This window comes from Acinetobacter lwoffii (assembly GCF_024129355.1).
GTDB classification, from domain to species: Bacteria; Pseudomonadota; Gammaproteobacteria; order Pseudomonadales; family Moraxellaceae; genus Acinetobacter; species Acinetobacter lwoffii_I.
The window spans coordinates 1-17874 of sequence record NZ_JAMXXP010000029.1; the positions used below are offsets into that span (position 1 = coordinate 1).

20 protein-coding genes and 2 pseudogenes are annotated in these 17874 nt (G+C 39.1%); 10 read left to right on the forward strand and 12 right to left on the reverse strand.

The genetic code is table 11. From position 1 onward, the window contains the following. Positions 1 to 605: 605 nt before the first annotated feature. Both NI468_RS12335 and NI468_RS12340 read right to left on the reverse strand, forming a co-directional pair. Complete coding sequence (locus NI468_RS12335; RefSeq protein WP_004281825.1) at positions 606 to 1244, reverse strand: glutathione S-transferase family protein; 639 nt, start codon at positions 1242 to 1244, stop codon at positions 606 to 608. A gap of 16 nt (positions 1245 to 1260) precedes the next feature. Then, the gene (locus tag NI468_RS12340; protein ID WP_004733175.1) at positions 1261 to 2280 is read right to left on the reverse strand and encodes an NADP-dependent oxidoreductase; all 1020 of its coding nucleotides are present in this window, start codon (positions 2278 to 2280) and stop codon (positions 1261 to 1263) included. A gap of 143 nt (positions 2281 to 2423) precedes the next feature. Here NI468_RS12340 and NI468_RS12345 point away from each other — a divergent pair, with 143 nt between their 5' ends. Further along, positions 2424 to 3032, forward strand: coding sequence for a TetR/AcrR family transcriptional regulator (locus NI468_RS12345; RefSeq protein WP_004733176.1), 609 nt, complete (start codon positions 2424 to 2426; stop codon positions 3030 to 3032). Positions 3033 to 3138: 106 nt separating this feature from the next. After that, the gene (locus NI468_RS12350; protein ID WP_001087973.1) at positions 3139 to 3369 is read left to right on the forward strand and encodes a hypothetical protein; all 231 of its coding nucleotides are present in this window, start codon (positions 3139 to 3141) and stop codon (positions 3367 to 3369) included. Positions 3370 to 3452: 83 nt separating this feature from the next. Here the strand turns inward: NI468_RS12350 and NI468_RS12355 are convergent, their stop codons facing one another. The 3 genes from NI468_RS12355 to NI468_RS12365 all read right to left on the reverse strand — a co-directional run bounded on the left by NI468_RS12355 (position 3453) and on the right by NI468_RS12365 (position 6690). Further along, positions 3453 to 4580: an alkene reductase gene (locus NI468_RS12355; RefSeq protein WP_004733177.1), complete on the reverse strand. Its 1128-nt coding sequence runs from the start codon at positions 4578 to 4580 to the stop codon at positions 3453 to 3455. A 199-nt stretch (positions 4581 to 4779) separates the two neighbouring features. Beyond that, positions 4780 to 5457 (reverse strand): type 1 glutamine amidotransferase domain-containing protein, encoded by a 678-nt coding sequence (locus tag NI468_RS12360; RefSeq protein WP_004647734.1) that lies wholly within the window; start codon positions 5455 to 5457, stop codon positions 4780 to 4782. 75 nt (positions 5458 to 5532) lie between these two features. Beyond that, a complete protein-coding gene (locus tag NI468_RS12365) occupies positions 5533 to 6690 on the reverse strand; it encodes an iron-containing alcohol dehydrogenase (protein WP_004733178.1) in 1158 nt (385 codons plus the stop codon). A gap of 184 nt (positions 6691 to 6874) precedes the next feature. Here NI468_RS12365 and NI468_RS16400 point away from each other — a divergent pair. After that, a pseudogene (locus NI468_RS16400) lies at positions 6875 to 7204 on the forward strand (IS3 family transposase); the annotation flags it as partial. Between the two features lie 85 nt (positions 7205 to 7289). Here NI468_RS16400 and NI468_RS12375 read toward each other — a convergent pair. From NI468_RS12375 to NI468_RS12390, 4 genes are all read right to left on the reverse strand, one after another. Further along, complete coding sequence (locus NI468_RS12375; RefSeq protein ID WP_000920558.1) at positions 7290 to 7592, reverse strand: putative quinol monooxygenase; 303 nt, start codon at positions 7590 to 7592, stop codon at positions 7290 to 7292. A 332-nt stretch (positions 7593 to 7924) separates the two neighbouring features. After that, positions 7925 to 8755 (reverse strand): S-formylglutathione hydrolase, encoded by an 831-nt coding sequence (gene fghA, locus NI468_RS12380; RefSeq protein WP_004733179.1) that lies wholly within the window; start codon positions 8753 to 8755, stop codon positions 7925 to 7927. A gap of 228 nt (positions 8756 to 8983) precedes the next feature. Next, positions 8984 to 10096, reverse strand: coding sequence for an S-(hydroxymethyl)glutathione dehydrogenase/class III alcohol dehydrogenase (locus NI468_RS12385; protein WP_253102156.1), 1113 nt, complete (start codon positions 10094 to 10096; stop codon positions 8984 to 8986). A gap of 21 nt (positions 10097 to 10117) precedes the next feature. Then, complete coding sequence (locus NI468_RS12390) at positions 10118 to 10393, reverse strand: metal/formaldehyde-sensitive transcriptional repressor (protein WP_005105873.1); 276 nt, start codon at positions 10391 to 10393, stop codon at positions 10118 to 10120. A 467-nt stretch (positions 10394 to 10860) separates the two neighbouring features. Between NI468_RS12390 and NI468_RS12395 the strand changes: the two genes are divergently transcribed. Beyond that, positions 10861 to 11856 (forward strand): zinc-dependent alcohol dehydrogenase family protein, encoded by a 996-nt coding sequence (locus NI468_RS12395; protein ID WP_253102158.1) that lies wholly within the window; start codon positions 10861 to 10863, stop codon positions 11854 to 11856. Continuing rightward, complete coding sequence (locus NI468_RS12400) at positions 11846 to 12862, forward strand: zinc-dependent alcohol dehydrogenase family protein (protein ID WP_004281844.1); 1017 nt, start codon at positions 11846 to 11848, stop codon at positions 12860 to 12862. Before NI468_RS12395 ends, NI468_RS12400 begins: the two co-directional genes overlap by 11 nt. A gap of 14 nt (positions 12863 to 12876) precedes the next feature. On the opposite strand, the gene NI468_RS12405 is transcribed toward NI468_RS12400, so the two are convergent. Further along, positions 12877 to 13776 (reverse strand): LysR family transcriptional regulator, encoded by a 900-nt coding sequence (locus tag NI468_RS12405; RefSeq protein ID WP_004733180.1) that lies wholly within the window; start codon positions 13774 to 13776, stop codon positions 12877 to 12879. Between the two features lie 135 nt (positions 13777 to 13911). Here NI468_RS12405 and NI468_RS12410 point away from each other — a divergent pair, with 135 nt between their 5' ends. From NI468_RS12410 to NI468_RS12425, 4 genes and pseudogenes are all read left to right on the forward strand, one after another. After that, entirely contained in the window at positions 13912 to 14652 is a 741-nt protein-coding gene (locus tag NI468_RS12410; protein ID WP_001059480.1) for an SDR family oxidoreductase, read from the forward strand. Between the two features lie 73 nt (positions 14653 to 14725). Then, positions 14726 to 15724, forward strand: coding sequence for a zinc-binding alcohol dehydrogenase family protein (locus NI468_RS12415; RefSeq protein WP_004281847.1), 999 nt, complete (start codon positions 14726 to 14728; stop codon positions 15722 to 15724). A gap of 20 nt (positions 15725 to 15744) precedes the next feature. After that, complete coding sequence (locus NI468_RS12420) at positions 15745 to 16029, forward strand: putative quinol monooxygenase (RefSeq protein WP_004281848.1); 285 nt, start codon at positions 15745 to 15747, stop codon at positions 16027 to 16029. 174 nt (positions 16030 to 16203) lie between these two features. Beyond that, positions 16204 to 16332 (forward strand): annotated as a pseudogene (locus NI468_RS12425) (IS3 family transposase); the annotation flags it as partial. Between the two features lie 117 nt (positions 16333 to 16449). On the opposite strand, the gene NI468_RS12430 reads toward NI468_RS12425, so the two are convergent. Further along, positions 16450 to 16869, reverse strand: a complete 420-nt coding sequence (locus NI468_RS12430; protein WP_004281849.1) for a hypothetical protein — start codon at positions 16867 to 16869, stop codon at positions 16450 to 16452. A 259-nt stretch (positions 16870 to 17128) separates the two neighbouring features. Between NI468_RS12430 and NI468_RS12435 the strand changes: the two genes are divergently transcribed. Next, positions 17129 to 17338, forward strand: a complete 210-nt coding sequence (locus tag NI468_RS12435) for a hypothetical protein (protein ID WP_228127370.1) — start codon at positions 17129 to 17131, stop codon at positions 17336 to 17338. Positions 17339 to 17563: 225 nt separating this feature from the next. Here NI468_RS12435 and NI468_RS12440 read toward each other — a convergent pair whose 3' ends face one another. Then, on the reverse strand, positions 17564 to 17746 hold the full coding sequence (locus tag NI468_RS12440) for a hypothetical protein (RefSeq protein WP_004281850.1): 183 nt from the start codon (positions 17744 to 17746) through the stop codon (positions 17564 to 17566). Positions 17747 to 17874: the final 128 nt, after the last annotated feature.

Consider the following 17874-nt stretch of genomic DNA (forward strand, 5'->3'; position numbering starts at 1 on the left):
GGTGAGTATGAAATTAGAGTATTACAACCTAGATCACAGGCAAGAAAAGATAAAAAACCTCAATACTGGATGAGTATTAACATTAAATAAAAGACCTCTTGCGAAAGTATCGTTTTACCTAATTTTTGAATTGGCTAAAACCTTATTAAATGTAGCTTTATGCTGTTTAAATTTTGACTAACGCAAGAAGTCTAAAGACTTGCTAGATTCTTTTAAGCTTTTATACAAGGGTTCAAAAACTATTGCCAGTTAAGCGGGGCGTGATTTTTACGCAGATGTGTTTATGTTAGTAAAATGATATAGATTACTTGTTTAATACCCCGAGGAATAATTTAATCTTGCTGTGCGTTTGTCACTTTTCTTTCAAAAGTTGATTATATCTTTCAACGTAACCGTCGTGATATTCAAGCCCTTTTGATAGGAATTTGCAGTGAAAGAATAGGCGAAACTTATCTTAAATAATGGTAATTCCTTATCTTTAAAATAGAGAACGCCCGATGAAATTCATTAGGCGTTTACTTTAAATAAGTGTCAGCTTATTTTATAACCAGATGTACTTGTCAATCATGATTCTTTTTCTCAATTGCCTTAAAAAAACAATCTTGCTATTTTTGACTTTTCACACCATTTTGTTCAATTTGTACTGCGGCTTGCCAGCTAGGTAGTTGGCTTAAACCTGCTACGTAACGTTGGATATGGGGATAATTTTCACCTTGTCCCATATGATAAACTAAAGCATGTAGTCCAAAGCCCATCATGAAGTCAGCACCGGTTAAACGGTCTGCCACTAGAAATTCTTTATCTTTTAAATATTCATTTAAATGGCCAAATACTTTATCGAACTCAACTTGAGTATAATTTTCTAGAAATACCAACTTCGTGCCCTGCTTGGTTTCTATCGTATTAAACGTTTTTAACAAAAATGGCAGCATGGCAGAGCTTTCTGAGAAATGAATCCACTGTAGATAATCGACATAGGTAGATTCATCCATATCTGGTGCTAAATGCGGCGCAAGTTTCTGAATTAATAACTCAACGATTGCGCCTGACTCTGCAATAACTTTGCCATCCCATTCCAATACTGGAGATTTCCCTAAAGGGTGAATGGTTTTTAAAGAGTCAGGGGCCAAATGCGTGCTTGAGTCACGATAATAGCGTTTCAGCTCATAGGGCTGCTTGATTTCTTCAAGTAACCACAAAATACGAAAAGAACGTGATTGATCTAAATGATGTAGTGTGATCATGATAATTCCTATTTTTTTAAATTTTTACAACCACTTTGCCAAAGTTTTCGCCTTTCAACATACCATTGAAAGCATTGATCGTGTTATCTAAACCTTGCACCATATGCTCTTTATATTTGATTTTTCCGTCTTTCAACCATTCAGACATTTGCTGATAGAATTCCGGATACTGACTGCCATAATCATCAAAAATAATAAAGCCTTGCATGCGAATACGCTTTTTTAAAAGGGTGGAAATAAAGCCCGGTAAACGGTCTGGCCCTTGTGCTTGCTCGGTAGCGTTATACTGGGAAACCACACCACACACCGGTACACGTGCCGCAGAGTTAAGCAATGGCCATACCGCATCAAACACTTTACCCCCGACATTCTCATAATAAATATCAATACCGTTGGGAGCTGCTTGTTGTAATTGTTCTGCAAAATTTTCATCATGATGATTGATACAAGCATCGAAGCCGAGTTCTTCTACTGCATAACGGCATTTTTCAGGCCCACCTGCGACGCCAACCACGCGACAACCTTTAAGTTTACCAATTTGTCCAACCGTAGCACCAACAGGTCCCGTTGCAGCTGCAACGACTAATGTTTCACCGGCTTTAGGCTGACCAATGTCCAACAACCCCATATAAGCAGTAAATCCTGGCATTCCCAAAATACCCAATGCCCAAGATGGATGTTCAGGTTGCATACCTAAGCTTTGACAGGCAGACCCATTAGAAATTGCGTAGCCCTGCCAGCCATTTCCGGAAAGAACCCACTCGCCTTCTTTGAATTTTGGGTTTTTAGAGGCCACCACTTGACTGACTGTTCCACCGACCATCACTTCGCCAATTTCAACCGGTGCTGCATATGAAGGAGCATCGCTCATGCGACCACGCATATAAGGATCGAGTGACAAGTAAATGGTTTTTAACAATATCTCGCCTTGTTTAAGTTCATTGAGCTCAACTTGTTCAATACGAAAATCGCTGTGTTTTGGCTCACCCACTGGCCGTTTAGCTAAAACGATGCGTTGATTAATAACTGTTTTCACACATATAACTCCATGTTTTATTTAAAAGTATTTTTCTTCACAATCAAAAACTGTGATTAAAATTTCTTTACATCCATTGTAGATGAGTTATAATAAAAAACAATACGACTGGTCTATTTTTTACAATAGAGTAAATAATTAATATGAAGCCTACTCCTATTAAAAAGTCTGAAGCGAAGCGCTTACACATTCTTAACACCAGTTCAGACCTGATTTTGCATAAAGGTTTTACTGGCGTAGGATTACAGGAAATTTTACAGAGCTGTGAAATCCCTAAAGGCTCGTTTTATCATTATTTCCAATCTAAGGAAGCTTTCGGATGTGAATTGGTACAGCATTATGTAGACAATTACCAAGTCCGTTTAAATGATGTATGGCGTTGTGATAAATCCCCTTATCAAAAGCTGATTGAGTATTTTAATTTATGGATAGAAGATCCTGAAACACAGTGTGGTTGGGCGGATAGCTGTTTAATTGTGAAACTTGCCGCAGAAGTTGCCGATCTATCTGAAGATATGCGCTCGATTATGTCCGCTGGCGTTGATGATGTAATCCAACGTATTGCTGGTTTAATTGATTTGGGAAAACAGGATCAGTCTATCCAAGCAGATACCGAGGCCTCTACTTTGGCACAAGTACTTTACCAAATGTGGTTAGGTGCAGCATTACTGAGTAAGTTGCAAAAAGATAAAACACCATTACATCAAGCTCTGAGAGCAACTAAATTTCTATTAAAAAGTGAAGATTCATAAAAATTAAATATCAACTACATAATTAATAATTCATGATAGCAGTCCAATGATTACCTATTATTGTGTTGCTATTAGATCAATTTACAATCCATGAGTATAGCGCACAATGAATTCTCCTTCTAAAGCCCTCATGACTCGTATTTTAGTTGGTTATTTAGGCTTATATCCCACACTATTACTGGTTCTCACTTTATTAAAGCCAATTACACAGCATCAAAGTTTCCCGATGATGGTGTTGATTGAAGTCATAGTATTAGTGCCAGTAACGCAACTGATTTCTTTCCCACTGGCAGGTTGGCTCATTACACAGCTAAAAAATTTTAAGAATTTGTTTTAAGAAGAATTTATGCTGGCAACAGCAATCCTAAGTCCTTATTTTGCCAACCACAAAGGTTGGCAAAATAACTTACTTAGTCGATATTAATCTGCGTAAGCTGGATAATCAATATAGCCTTTTTCCGTCCCACCATACATACTGCTTGCATCTACTGCATTCAATGGCCAGACATTGGCGATGCGATCGGGTAAATCTGGATTCGCAATAAATGGGCGTCCAAATGCAATTAAATCGGCCAGTCCTGCCTCTAAAATTCGAGTCCCTCTTTCTGCCGTATATCGACCTGCATATATAATCCGACCACTGAAAGTGTCTCTGACATCTCTACGAAAATCATGAGGAAGTTCTGGTGCATTATCCCAATCAGCTTCTGCAATCGATAAATAGGCAATCCCAACTTCTTCAAGTATCTTTATGGCCTCAATATAAGTCACATGTGGATCATCTTCAACTAAACCCATGTAGACACGATCTTCCTCTGTACTTTCAAATAAGGGGGCAAAACGCACTCCTAAACGATCTGCACCAACTACCTCAGCAACTGCCTCTACTACTTCACGTAAAAAACGCAAACGATTGTTTAGTGATCCACCATATTCATCTTCACGGTGGTTACTATGTGCAGAGATAAATTGGTTCACCAAATAACCATTTGCACAATGAATTTCAACTCCATCAAAACCAGCAGCCAAGGCATTACGCGCTGCTTGAGCATAGAGTTGCACTAATTCTTTAACTTCTGCATTGCTTAAAGCACGTGGCATTGAAGGATCAGCCAAGGCCCCCGCATTGGGCCCGGTCTCAATAAAGACTTTAACATTACTATCAGCCCTAATAGCCGAGGGCGCGACCGGTGATGCATGATCGGGTTGCAAAGATGTATGTGAAACACGCCCAACATGCCAAAGTTGTGCAAAAATAATGCCTCCTTTAGCATGCACTGCTTCCGTCACTTTACGCCATCCAGCAATCTGTTCAGGGCTGTAAATACCGGGAGTCCAAGCATAGCCTTGACCACGTGGCTCGATTTGCGTACCTTCGGTGACCATAAATCCTGCCCCGGCACGCTGTTGATAATAGGTTGCCATCAGTTCATTTGGAATATTCCCTGGCTGAGTACTGCGCGACCGCGTTAATGGTGGCAATACAATACGGTTTTGCAAAACATAAGGGCCTAAGCTTAAGTTTTGAAAAAGTTTGCTGTCTTTCATTTCATTGTATCCAAGTCATCATGACTTAATTGATCTAAATTAAAAAAAATATCCTTCCTGTATATAGAAAAATAAATAAAGGAAAGCTATTCACTCAGGCCCTTCACCATTAAGTGAGGATTATTTTGCTTATTGCGCCAGTTGCTCAGAGTCAGAAGTTTATTCACTGGTAAGCACCACAACAGACACTAGCTACTCTTTATTTCAACAATTGAAGTAATGCTGAGGCAGTTGCAGCAGAAGATGCTGGATTTTGTCCAGTAACCAGCAAGCCATCTACTTGAACATGTACTTGCCAATCATCCACTTTAGAATAATGACCACCGTTTTGTTTAAGCATGTCTTCGACTAAAAATGGTACAATTTCAGTCAAACCTACAGCGGCCTCCTCAGTATTGGTGAAACCAGTCACTAATTTACCGCTAACTAAGGGCGCTCCATTACTCGCTTTCACATGACGAAGAACACCCGGGGCATGACACACTGCTGCAACAGGTTTGCCAGACTGAATCGCCTGTTCAATCAGAGAAATTGAAATCGGATCTTCTGCTAAATCCCACAATGGGCCATGCCCGCCTGGATAAAACACTGCATCATAATCAGCTACAGAAATTTCGCTAAGTTTATGCGTCTGTGCCAATGCTTGCATTGCAGTTGGATCTGCTTCAAAACGATGAGTGGTTTCAGTTTGAGCATCGGCTAAATTACTTTTCGGATCTAGTGGTGGCTGCCCACCTTGAGGCGACGCCAGCGTAACTTCAGCACCAGAGTCAATAAAGGTGTAATACGGTGCAGCAAGTTCCTCTAGCCAGAAACCTGTTTTCTTACCAGTATTGCCAAGTTGATCATGTGAGGTTAAAACGATTAAAATTTTCATGTTATTTCTCCGATAATTTTCATGATTGAGGAGCATTGTTACAGGGTCAGAGCATGCCATATACGCGCATTTAGCTTAGATGCTCATCTCGAGAATTTGGCGACTGATCTCTAATGAAACATTTTTATGTTCGCCTAGCTGTGTAAGATTATGTGATTTAAGTTGCGTAATGATGATCTCAATATCTGTCTCCCCCAGTCCATAATCGCTAAGACGAGTCGGCAATCCAAGTTGCTCAAAGAAGGCTCGAGTACGAGCAATAGCAGTATCAATACGTTGTTCTTCATCACCTTCGACAATCTGCCAGACTCGAGCTGCATACTGTAGTAATTTTTCTCGCTTCTCTTGACGACGCACTTGTAGATTGGCCGGCAACACAATGGCCAAGGTACGAGCATGATCAATACCATGTAAAGCCGTGAGCTCATGCCCAATCAAATGGGTTGACCAATCTTGTGGTACACCAGCTCCAATCAGCCCATTCAGTGCCATGCTAGCAGCCCACATCAAATTCGCACGCGTGTCATAATCTGCTGAATCTTCCAAGATTTTCGGTCCAATCTCAATCAAAGTTTGCAATAGACCTTCGGCAAAACGATCTTGTACTTGTGCATTCACAGGGTAAGTTAAGTACTGTTCCATGACATGAATAAATGCATCAACCACGCCATTTGCTAACTGGCGCGTCGGCAAGCTAAAAGTTTTATTCGGATCCAGTACGGAAAATTGCGGAAAAACATAGGGGCTGCTAAATGACAATTTGGCTTGGGTCGATTTTCTGGTTACTACCCCACCGCTATTCATTTCTGAACCAGTTGCCGGAAGGGTGAGTACACTCGCAAAAGGCAAAGCTTGAGTAATTTTAGTACCATGGGTTTCTAAAATCTCCCATGTATCCCCTGTATAATTGACTGCTGCTGCAATAAATTTAGTACCATCAATTACCGATCCACCACCGACAGCCATCAAGAAATCAATCTTTTGTTCTCGAATCAGCTCTACAGCTTTCATGAGGGTTTCGTAACTCGGATTCGGCTCAATTCCGCCAAATTCATGAATTTCTCTTGCACCTAATGCTTCACGCACTTCAGCTAAAGTACCATTCTTACGTGCACTTTCACCACCAAACAACATTAATACTTTTGCTTCTGTAGGCACATAGTCATTGATTTTAGCTATTGTATCGCCACCAAAAATAATGCGGGTCGGATTATAAAAGTTAAAATTCAGCATATTTTTATCCTAGGATGATCAACTAATTGATTTGAAAAACCACCGTTATTCATCAAATAAACTTTAAAAAAATTGGACAACACTGCGGCTTTTGACTGCACCATGTGCTAACTATACATAAAAATAGACCAGTCGTCTATTTTTATAAAAATTATTTCAGCTTGGCGACTTTAGTGATGGTTAAACACATTCAGGCTTGTTCTATAACACTTTTATTATTGATGTATTTTCACGAGCGATTGTTGTATGGAAGGTATCAACATGTATGACTACTGACATGGTCGTGAACGCATTGGCTAAAACAGTGAATGACTCATACAAAATAACGATGATTAAATATTTTAAAAGCAGATTGGCACGGTTTAGCAGATGTACAAATGCGACAGTAAATTAGATAGATTGGTTCAATATAAAGCATGTACATAGCTGCATTCGTTTATTTACCCTGTTTTGGATATTGACCCATGTAAATGATGAGATTAAGCCATTAAATAAAGTAGCCCAACTTGAATAAAAAGCCTCTGACAAACCTCACAGGGTTGAAGTGCTGCCTTTCATTCAAAATTTCAGGCAGCACATTTATACATTTAAGCGTCGGTTTAAGCTGGTAGTTTACTCGCCAAAACATCTACTTTTTCAATAGACGGTGGCTCTGAAAATAGCTCTTCGGCCTGAGCCATCAACGCAGCTGCAACCTTGCCAGATAAATGTGCTTGGCGACCCGCCTCATCAGGAAATGCATCAAAAATACCAAATGTTGTAGGTCCAAGACGTAAGCCAAACCACGCAACTGTCGCAGGTTCTTCCATTACAATAGGTAAACCGGCTTTAAGGAAAGCTTCCACTTCGTCTTCTTTACCCGGTTTAGCTTCAAGACGGACATATAAAGCTGTTTTAAGCATGACTAAAACTCCACAATTGATTAGAATTCAAACTGATTCTGTCATTGCTAATGTATGCATGTCAGAAAGTTTTGTTGTATAAAAGTTAAAAAACATCCCATAGCTGAGTCAAAATTTAGGTTTTTATTTCGACATAATGCTATGAATTTATTCAAGTTAATATCATTAACATTTGAATCAAAAAATCAAGATATGAGATGATTAAATTCAATCTTAGTTATATAAGGATCAATTGACTCTACCTTAGATTTATAAGCTGACCTCTTCATCTGGAAGTTATATTGCTCAAGAAGCATTCAAGAACAACATGCACATCTTCATATCTATGAAAGTTATTTAGCTAGGAATTTGCTGTGAAACTCTATATGTTTCTCTATAAAGCTCGCAATGAAGTAATAGCTATGGTCATACCCTTCTCTTAGGTTAAGTGTAAGAGGATATTCTTGTTCCAAACAAATATCACTAAGAAGCTTAGGTCTTAACTGTTCTTCAAGAAAATCATCAGCTGTTCCCTGATCGACTAAAATAGGTAAATGAACTTCATCGTTTTTGATTAATTCAATCGCATCATAGCTTTTCCATAAAGTTTCGGTTTCATCTAGGTAGTGTGTAAAAGCCTTTTTCCCCCAAGGTACTTGGCTAGGTGCAACAATTGGTGCAAAAGCAGAAATACTTTTATACAGCTCAGGGTTTTTTAAACCAATTACTAATGCACCATGACCACCCATGCTATGCCCCATAATGCTTTGGACTTGGTTGGTCGGAAAATTCAGGTCAATCAGATTTCTGAGCTCTTCCACAATATAATCATACATTTTGAAATGCTGTGACCAGGGTGCTTGTGTTGCATTCACATAGAATCCTGCGCCTTGGCCTAAATCATAATCTGCATGATCTGGTACATCCTCTCCACGTGGGCTGGTATCTGGTGCAACAATAATGACTTTATGTTCAGCCGCATACTTTTGTGCTCCGGCTTTAGTAATAAAGTTCTGTTCGTTGCAAGTCAGTCCTGATAACCAATATAAAACTGGCAACTTCTCATCTTTGTCATGAGGTGGCAGATATATTGAGAATTTCATTGAACAGTTTAATGCTATTGACTGATGGCGATACACTTCTTGCGATCCACCAAAAGAAGCATGTTTCTCAATTATTTCCATAATCAATTACCTATGTTGAGCAAGACTTCATGAGAAATCGAGTAAACAAAGAGTCTGACATTCTCCACAGAGAATACTGATAAAGATTTAAAATGTAGGCAGGTTTGTTGAACCTATACATGATGGATACATAGATAGATCTGTTTTACAGATGATGTGCCGTTTTAGAGGATTCCATGCATGTCAATCATGATTCACATGCATGGAAAAGTATAAGGTCTGACGGAATTATTCGTAATGAATTACAGTACGAATTGACTTACCTTCATGCATTAGATCAAAGGCTTCATTGATCTGATCCAAGCCCATGGTGTGTGTCACAAATGGTTCTAATTGAATTTTACCTTTCATGGCATCTTCAACCATTCCTGGAAGTTGCGTACGACCTTTTACCCCACCAAAGGCAGAACCTAACCATCTACGACCAGTAACCAGTTGGAATGGACGGGTAGAGATTTCTTGACCTGCGCCAGCTACACCAATAATTACGGATTGTCCCCAGCCACGGTGTGCACTTTCAAGGGCTGCACGCATCACATTCACGTTACCAATACACTCAAATGAATGATCTACACCCCAGCCAGTCATTTCGACAATTACTTGCTGGATTGGTTTATCGTAATCTTTAGGGTTCAAGAAGTCCGTTGCACCAAACTCTTTTGCCAGCGCAAATTTATCTGGATTCATGTCAACCACAATAATACGCCCTGCTTTAGCTTGACGTGCGGCTTGTACGACTGCCAAACCAATACCACCTAAACCAAAGACCGCAACACTATCACCTTCTTGTACTTTAGCCGTGTTATGTACTGCACCGATACCCGTTGTTACCCCACAACCCAGTAAGCAGACATGTTCGTGATTGGCTTCAGGATTGATTTTAGCCAATGATACTTCTGCCACTACAGTGTATTCACTGAACGTTGAGCAGCCCATATAGTGGTAAATCGGTTGACCATTGTAGGAAAAACGAGTGGTACCATCTGGCATTACGCCTCTACCTTGAGTTTCGCGAACGGAAATACACAAGTTCGATTTTCCAGATTTACAGAATACGCACTCGCCACATTCAGCAGTGTAAAGTGGAATAACATGATCACCTGGTTTGACGCTAGTCACGCCTTCACCAACCTCAACTACAACACCAGCACCTTCATGCCCGAGAATAGCGGGAAAAACACCTTCAGGATCATCGCCAGATAAAGTAAATGCGTCTGTATGACACACACCGGTATGGGAGATCTTAATTAATACTTCACCTTTCTTCGGTGGTGCAACATCAACTTCAACAATTTGAAGAGGTTGATCAGGACCAAACGCAACGGCAGCACGTGACTTCATGGAATAATTCCTTATACAGATCTACTTTAAATATGATTTTAGAATCTTGGCGATTTCAGCCAATTCTTCTTTTCGTTGTTGTTCTGTGGTTTCACCTGATACTAATGTGTCCTTTAAATGAACCTCCAACATTTCATTCATTAAACCATTAATAGCACCACGCACAGAGCATATTTGTTGCAGAATTGCACCACATTCCACATTATCTTCTAACGCTTTTTCAATCGCTTGCGTCTGACCTTTGATCTTTCTGACGCGTAGAAGAATCTTTTTTTTGTCGTCAACCTGATTAGGCATTAGACCTCCTTATTTGCTAGCATTTATACTATAGTACCCCATAGTATAAAAAAAGCAATATTTTTTATAAATCGAAAATTAAAAAGATCTTTAGCGAAAATTTTCTATCCCTGTTTTTAGTTTTTTTAAATTAACATCATAGAGCTTATGCGAAAGTCACAAAAAAAATGGGACTTTTAGCTCCCATTTTTTATTTTGTCTCATGTTCTTTGTAATGCTGTGACCTTTTAGAATTATGTTTCAAATTTTAGCCACTTTGTAGATATTTTGAACGTTTCAAGCCTTGAAAATACTACCGACAGTTTAGATTAAACTGCCTTTACAGACTGTACTAGAATATTTTTAGTGAGCGGATAATATTTATTATTCATTATTTAGGAATTATCAAATCCTATAAATATCATTTATTGGATTAATTTACTTTGGTACTGTGCATATCATCCCCCAGTTAAGAATAAGGAATAACTATGAATAAGATGATGAATGCTCTTATCTTAGAAAATTTTGGTGATCATGAATTTAAACGTGTAGAACTCCCTATACCTCAACCTGAGGCTGGGCAAGTTCTAGTACGTATTCATGCTAGTGGTGTAAACCCTATTGATTATAAAATTCGTCTTGGTGAAGCACCATATGCTATGCCAGAGCTTCCTGCCGTGTTGGGAACAGATATGGCTGGGGTTGTCACTGCTATTGGTGAAGGTGTCACTCACTTCAACGTCGGAGATGAAGTTTACGGTCTGATTGGTGGCGTTCGTGGTCTTCAAGGATCTTTAGCAGAATATGTTGTAGCAGATGCTGATCTGATCGCATTAAAGCCACGGAATATCTCTATGCGCGAGGCAGCAGTACTACCATTGACGTTCCTCACCGCTTGGGAAGGTTTAGTGGATCATGCGAAGGTCCAACCAGGGCAAACTGTACTGGTTCAGGGTGGTGCTGGTGGCGTTGGTTATATGGTGGTTCAGCTTGCAAAAGCACTTGATGCAAATGTTTGGGCGACTGGTCGTACAGCTGATCAATCACTGATTTCAGAACTCGGTGCAACACCTCTCGATTACACAACAGCATCTTCCGATGACATTATTGCTGCAAGCCCTGAGGGTCAAGGTTTTAACATTGTTTACGACACTGTGGGTGGTCCAGTACTAGAAGCTTCACTTTCAATGACAACTCACTATGGCCACATTACCAGCTGTGCTGCATTTGGTAATCATAATTTAGCGAGTTCATCTCTACGGTGTGCCACACTGTCTGGCGTATTCGTCCTATTGCCGATGTTAACAGGTAATCGCCGTTCTCATCATGGTGATGTCCTTAAGATCGCGACTCGTCTCGTTGAGGAAGGTAAACTGCGTCCTATTGTTGATCCTCGTCATTTTACTCTAGATCAAGCGATTGAGGCTCATGATGCTGTTCAAGATCGCTCTGCCAATATTAAGGTCGTGATTGATGTCATTTAACGCACTTCAGGCCAAGACTTGGCGCTTCAATTCTATTGGAGATACAGATGTTCTGACATTAGAAACACTTCCTGTGGCTTTACCAGCCGCAGGAGAAGTTCTAATCCAGATGAAAACGATCGGACTCAACCGGGCTGATGTGATGTTTCGGCGTGGTACTTATATTCAAAAGGCAGTATTCCCCTCTCGTCTGGGATATGAGGGAGCAGGCGTAGTTCTGGCGATAGGTGAAGGTGTACGCCAATTTTCTCCAGGAGATGCAGTATCGATTCTTCCGACTGACAATCTAGCCAAATATGGGACATATGCGGACAAGCTTCTGATTCCAGAAACTTTTTTAGTTCACAAACCCGATAGTTTAAGCTGGGAAGAAGCTTCCTCAATCTGGATGCAGTATTTGACGGCTTGGGGTGGTGTAATCCATGCTGGTGGAGTTTCGAAAGGAAAAACAATCTTGATCACAGCAGCTTCAAGTAGCGTAGGACTAGCTGCGATACAGATAGCTGAAGCAGCGGGTGCTAAGGTCATTGCAAGTACACAGACGATAGAGAAAAAGCAACGTTTACTGGATCTCGGTGTTAAAAATGTTATAGCCAGTGAAGATGAACCAGATTTGTATGAGGCGCTTGTTTTACGTTTAGGTGGAGAACATCTTGATGTCGCCTTCGATGCTGTAGGAGGGCCACATATTGAACAGATTGCAAAAGCGATGTCTGTAGGAGGAACTATGGTTATGCATGGTGCACTTAGCCCTGAGATCACACCATTTCCTCTTAAAGTTGCATTACGCAAGAGCTTAACCATGCGAGGTTTTTTGTTCCTTGAGGTTCTCCATGACCCTGTTTTAAGGGAGCAAGCCAGACGATTTATTCTTAGCAGTATAGGTGCAGGATATCTTCGCCCAGTGATCGACCGTTGCTTTGACTTTGAGGACATGCATGACGCTCAGCGCTATCTTGAATCAAATCAGCAAATAGGAAAAATTGTAGTTACTCTAGATACATGATGGTCTTATCTGATTCAGGTTTCTATATGGCCCAGCACTTCCACTAAGTAATCAAACAATGCTCGGATTCGCAAAGGTGTCGGGCCCCGCTGTGGACGATATAAATACAGGCGCCAAACGGGAGAGGTTTCCTCATGAAGTATCTGAATGAGCTTACCACTCCTAAGCCACGGCAAAACTAGAAATCCAGGCATGTGTCCGAATCCAACTCCAGCGAGAATAGCTTGAAATTCAGCTTCTAGATCATCTGTAATAAAACGAGGCTTTGATGGCGTGAAGCTTCGACTTTCGGTGAATGTCCATGGCCAGTAACGCCCTGTTTTATGATCGAATAGTGCTGTTAGAGGGTATTTATCTAAGTCAATAATTTTTTTAGGCATTCCAACCTTATCAATTAACTCTGGCGTACCCACAGAATAAAAGTTCACTTTAGCCAATTCCCTTGCCACATATCGATTGTCCGGCAAAAATCCAAATCTGATCCCGATATCTATCCGCTCATCGATCACATCCGAGTGTGAATCTGTTAGCACACAATCCACGACAATATCTGGATAACGTGTGGCAAATTCTGCTAGTGCGGGTACTACCAATTTGCGCCCTAACACAGACGACACAGTAAGACGGACGGTCCCACGCATTTCATCTCGTTTTTCCTTGGTGTCTTTTACAAACAGAGCATCAATGGATCCTACCGCAAAATGTGCTTGCTTTGCCAGACGCTCACCATCAGCGGTAATTTTAATTTGTCGAGTACTCCTGTAAAACAGAATCTCTCCGCGCTGCTCTTCTAGCTCTTTTATTGCCCGTGTCACTACCTGCGGGGAAATACCCAGCTGAGTGGCTGCCTCTTTAAAATTTCGAGACTCTGCTGCGACACAAAAGATACGCATCATTTCCAATTTGTTCTGCATGTCCAATCCTGTGTTATGGTAATTATTCCGTAAATAGGAATTCTGAAAGATAATATTATTCATTTATTATACCTAACAAGGCTGTAATACTTAATCCATCAAATATGATTGACAGATAAGTTGAAGGTTACTTGTATGAATAATATAGAAAATAAAGTTATTGTTATCACAGGTGCAAGTAGTGGTTTAGGTGAAGCTACTGCTCGCTTACTTGCTAAAAAAGGTGCAAAGGTTGTACTTGGTGCTAGACGTACTGAAAAATTACAGGCTATTGTTCACGACATTCGTGCTGAAGGTGGTCAAGCTGAATTTATTGGTATGGATATAACCAAACCACATGAAGTACAAGCACTTATTGAAAAGGCATTAAGCGCATTTGGTCAAATCGATGTATTGGTAAACAATGCTGGATTAATGTCTATTGCACCATTAAGTGAGCTAAAAGTTGATGAATGGGATCGTATGATCGACATTAATATTAAAGGTGTTCTTTATGGTATAGCAGCTACACTGCCTGTTTTCCAAAAACAAAACTTTGGACACTTTATTAATCTCGCATCTGTTGCAGGGTTAAAAGTATTTAGTCCAGGAGGTACTGTTTATAGCGGTACTAAGTTTGCTGTAAGAGCCATCTCTGAAGGCCTTCGTCATGAAGTTGGGGGAACAATTAGAACGACGACTATTGAGCCTGGTGCAATTGAGTCAGAACTAAAATTCGGTTCTTCTCATAAAGAAAGTTCAGAGTTTGTTACTGATTTCTACAAACAAGCCATACCAGCTGACTCAGTCGCTCGAGCAATTGCTTATGCAATTGAACAGCCTGCGGATGTAGATATTAATGAAATTGTTTTGCGCCCAACGAGCCAAGAGTTTTAATGATTGAATAACATAAAATGGGAGCACTTCGCTCCTATTTTTACTATATTTTTTTAAAGTTAAGGACAAATCTATGAAAGCCGTATCGTATGTTATCAATAACCATGATGATTTTAAAAATTCATTGGTAGATATTGAAAAAGCGAAGCCTACGCTTAAGGAGCGTGATGTACTGGTAAAAGTTCAGGCAATCTCTGTGAATCCAGTTGATACCAAAGTGAGAAAAAATTCGTCTGAAGCAAATAATCGTATTTTAGGTTGGGATGCCGTTGGGGAAATTATTGAAGTTGGCTCAAAAGTTACCGCGTTTAAAGTAGGAGATTCTGTTTGGTATGCTGGCGATTTAACCCGAGATGGTAGTAATGCTGAGTTTCAAGCAGTCGATGAACGAATTATCAGTCTTAAACCAATTACAGTATCTAATGCAGAAGCAGCAGCATTGCCATTAACTGCAATAACGGCATGGGAAATGCTGTTTGATCGATTTCAAATTTCAGAAACAGAAGTTGGCAGTATTTTAATTATTGGTGGTGCAGGCGGTGTAGGATCAATTGCTATCCAACTCCTAAAAGCAAAAACAAATCTGACCGTTATAGCAACAGCTTCACGGGAAGAAACGAAATCTTGGGTGGAATCACTTGGTGCCGACCATGTCATTGATCATAGCAAAGATTTAAATGCACAAATCGAGACACTAGGCATTGAAAAACCAAAATATGTATTCTCTACAAATCATACAGAAACGTATATCAAGCAAATAGTTTCTCTGATTGCACCACAAGCCAAGCTTGGATTGATCGATGATCCACAAACATTTGATATTATGCCATTTAAGACTAAATCTATTTCTATCCATTGGGAGTTGATGTTCACCCGTTCAATGTATGAAACCGATGATATTGAAAAGCAAGGTGATCTATTGCAACAGGTTGCTCAATTAGTTGACCAGCAAAAAATTAGAAGTACCCTCAACCAAAATCTAGGCAAAATTAACGCTGCAAACTTGGAGAAGGCGCATAAGTTACTTGAATCAGGTAAGTCAAAAGGCAAAATTGTACTAGAAAACTTCTAAAACAAATTAAAGGTGAAATAATGACTATTTCAGTAATTGCGAACTTTAAGGCAAAGTCAGATCAAAAAGAGACGTTAGAAGCGCTTTTAAAAAGTGTAATAGAGCCTACGCTTCACGAAGAAGGATGCTTGAAATATGAGCTTTATATTAGCGAAAATGACTCGAGTAGATATTTCTTCTTAGAAGAATGGCGTAGCAGGGAGGATTTAGATATCCATATAGCGTCTGATTATATTCAAAGTTTATTTGGTAATATCCAATCGCTCATTGAATCCAGTGATATTGTAGAAATCAAAAAAATATAGCTGTATTCGGACATTATGATGAAGTATTCTTCAAAGTAACATAGGGACTTAGAAAGTTAATATAAAAATGGGAGCTCTAAGCTCCTATTTTTTAATTTTTTAGTAGTAACCTAGGCTTCAACAAATTATGCCCCTAAGGGGAGCCACCAATACCCTGCATTTTGACAACAATGTCATCGTTTAGAGGCAGCAAATTTACGAGCATCAGTCGGTACAACTGGTGATTCATATGATATTGCTTTGGCTGAAACGGTGAATGGCTTATACAAAACAGAGGTTATTGAATATTTAAAAGCAGATTGGCTTACTCTCAAGCCTTTGATTTTATGTGAAAGCATATAAACTGAAAAAACAATAAATGTTCATACTGGAACTTTAGATATGAATCCATGAAACATTTATGAGTAATAAAGTTTCATACTAGCTTATGACCCTTACACGTTTGCCATAGGTACGCCTACCTGTACCAGAACAAACTGGACACCATGAGTTATTGTGAAATAAGTTTTGAAAAGTAGGATTCCATTTATGCTTCTTTTCACATTGCACATCAAGCTTCTGACGTACATTGATGTATTCTGTAGAAAATAAAACACCGCCTTTACTTTCTATAAATTCCTTAACAAATTCATAGGTATGCGCAACATCTCTATTGCTACATTCATTACACCAAGATTTTTTATGTATATGAACGGCAGGAGTGGCATAAAATTCATGGCCTTTTTCACATCTATATAGGAGTTTAACAGTCCTACCTAGATATTCTTTTGAAAGACATTCTCCTTTATGCTGTTTCGCATAGTTTTGACACCATTCAAGATTGTATTTAGGTAAGGCCATAGATAAATCCTTTGAGCAATCTAGTATGAGAATTTATTGCTCAGTATGATACTTTAATACTTAGTATGAAACTTTTTTACTGCCCCACATAGGCTTTTTGATGTGGAAAGGTGCAGGCACAACTGGCTTAGACTTTGCAAGCTTTACTAAATCCTTTTTAGGCATTATTGGTGTAGGTGCGGCTTTATAATTCGCAATAAAATTTAGTCTGCCTAAAGCATTTGTGTTTCCCGCAATCGCTATTTTATTGGTTGCTTGCTTGTTCCCCGCATTAAATTATTATGCTCTTGAAGCATCTGAAAAGTCATTTAACCAAACAACCAATTTTTTAAGTCAGCCAGTACATAAGTTTTCAGCAAATAAAATAACTGTACTTTGGGGCATGTGGTACATGAAAGCCCTATATTTAGCCATAGCAGGTTTAATTGGCTTTGGCATAGCTAAAGCTTTATATCCTGAAGTGATTTAAAAAAATTGGATATTTTTATTTAGAAATTACATTGTATGTTTACAACATAAATTGAGATATATAAAGATGACCCATTGAAATGGGATTAAAAAAAATACTTTATTTTTAATATTATAATTATATGTAGTTCAACTAATGGTGTGATAGGTTTTAGTTATAAACTTATTCATTCAGGAATTATATTGCTGAATGAATAAGTCTAATTGATTTATTTATGCAACCCAACTATTCATTTGATTCATTTGATTCATTATTTTTAACTTGTTTTTGTTTAGAATTTTCAACTTTAGAAGCTTTTAAATTCTTTTCAAGAAATAACAAGCCGCCATCTGCATAACTAAAACTTGCGATACTAAAGAATGCACTAATTAACAGTAATTTAGTACAAAATTTATTTTTGAATAGCATGTTTATTTACTCTCATTTAATACTTGTTAGATATTCTAACTTTAAAGAATTAACACCCAGAGGACTCATAAATTACATTCTTGTAATTTTAAAATGTCTCAGGATGGTGTTTAAAGTGCGTGTGATAA

What these genes read in the sequence shown, in the direction of transcription:
- NI468_RS12440 (WP_004281850.1), bottom strand. Translation starts at nt 17,746, where the DNA reads ATGCTATTCAAAAATAAATTTTGTACTAAATTACTGTTAATTAGTGCA.
- NI468_RS12345 (WP_004733176.1), top strand. Translation starts at nt 2,424, where the DNA reads ATGAAGCCTACTCCTATTAAAAAGTCTGAAGCGAAGCGCTTACACATT.
- NI468_RS12350 (WP_001087973.1), top strand. Translation starts at nt 3,139, where the DNA reads ATGAATTCTCCTTCTAAAGCCCTCATGACTCGTATTTTAGTTGGTTAT.
- NI468_RS12375 (WP_000920558.1), bottom strand. Translation starts at nt 7,592, where the DNA reads ATGCTTAAAACAGCTTTATATGTCCGTCTTGAAGCTAAACCGGGTAAA.
- NI468_RS12415 (WP_004281847.1), top strand. Translation starts at nt 14,726, where the DNA reads ATGAAAGCCGTATCGTATGTTATCAATAACCATGATGATTTTAAAAAT.
- NI468_RS12430 (WP_004281849.1), bottom strand. Translation starts at nt 16,869, where the DNA reads ATGGCCTTACCTAAATACAATCTTGAATGGTGTCAAAACTATGCGAAA.
- NI468_RS12385 (WP_253102156.1), bottom strand. Translation starts at nt 10,096, where the DNA reads ATGAAGTCACGTGCTGCCGTTGCGTTTGGTCCTGATCAACCTCTTCAA.
- NI468_RS12335 (WP_004281825.1), bottom strand. Translation starts at nt 1,244, where the DNA reads ATGATCACACTACATCATTTAGATCAATCACGTTCTTTTCGTATTTTG.
- NI468_RS12365 (WP_004733178.1), bottom strand. Translation starts at nt 6,690, where the DNA reads ATGCTGAATTTTAACTTTTATAATCCGACCCGCATTATTTTTGGTGGC.
- NI468_RS12355 (WP_004733177.1), bottom strand. Translation starts at nt 4,580, where the DNA reads ATGAAAGACAGCAAACTTTTTCAAAACTTAAGCTTAGGCCCTTATGTT.
- fghA (WP_004733179.1), bottom strand. Translation starts at nt 8,755, where the DNA reads ATGGAAATAATTGAGAAACATGCTTCTTTTGGTGGATCGCAAGAAGTG.
- NI468_RS12400 (WP_004281844.1), top strand. Translation starts at nt 11,846, where the DNA reads ATGTCATTTAACGCACTTCAGGCCAAGACTTGGCGCTTCAATTCTATT.
- NI468_RS12410 (WP_001059480.1), top strand. Translation starts at nt 13,912, where the DNA reads ATGAATAATATAGAAAATAAAGTTATTGTTATCACAGGTGCAAGTAGT.
- NI468_RS12395 (WP_253102158.1), top strand. Translation starts at nt 10,861, where the DNA reads ATGAATAAGATGATGAATGCTCTTATCTTAGAAAATTTTGGTGATCAT.
- NI468_RS12390 (WP_005105873.1), bottom strand. Translation starts at nt 10,393, where the DNA reads ATGCCTAATCAGGTTGACGACAAAAAAAAGATTCTTCTACGCGTCAGA.
- NI468_RS12405 (WP_004733180.1), bottom strand. Translation starts at nt 13,776, where the DNA reads ATGCAGAACAAATTGGAAATGATGCGTATCTTTTGTGTCGCAGCAGAG.
- NI468_RS12360 (WP_004647734.1), bottom strand. Translation starts at nt 5,457, where the DNA reads ATGAAAATTTTAATCGTTTTAACCTCACATGATCAACTTGGCAATACT.
- NI468_RS12420 (WP_004281848.1), top strand. Translation starts at nt 15,745, where the DNA reads ATGACTATTTCAGTAATTGCGAACTTTAAGGCAAAGTCAGATCAAAAA.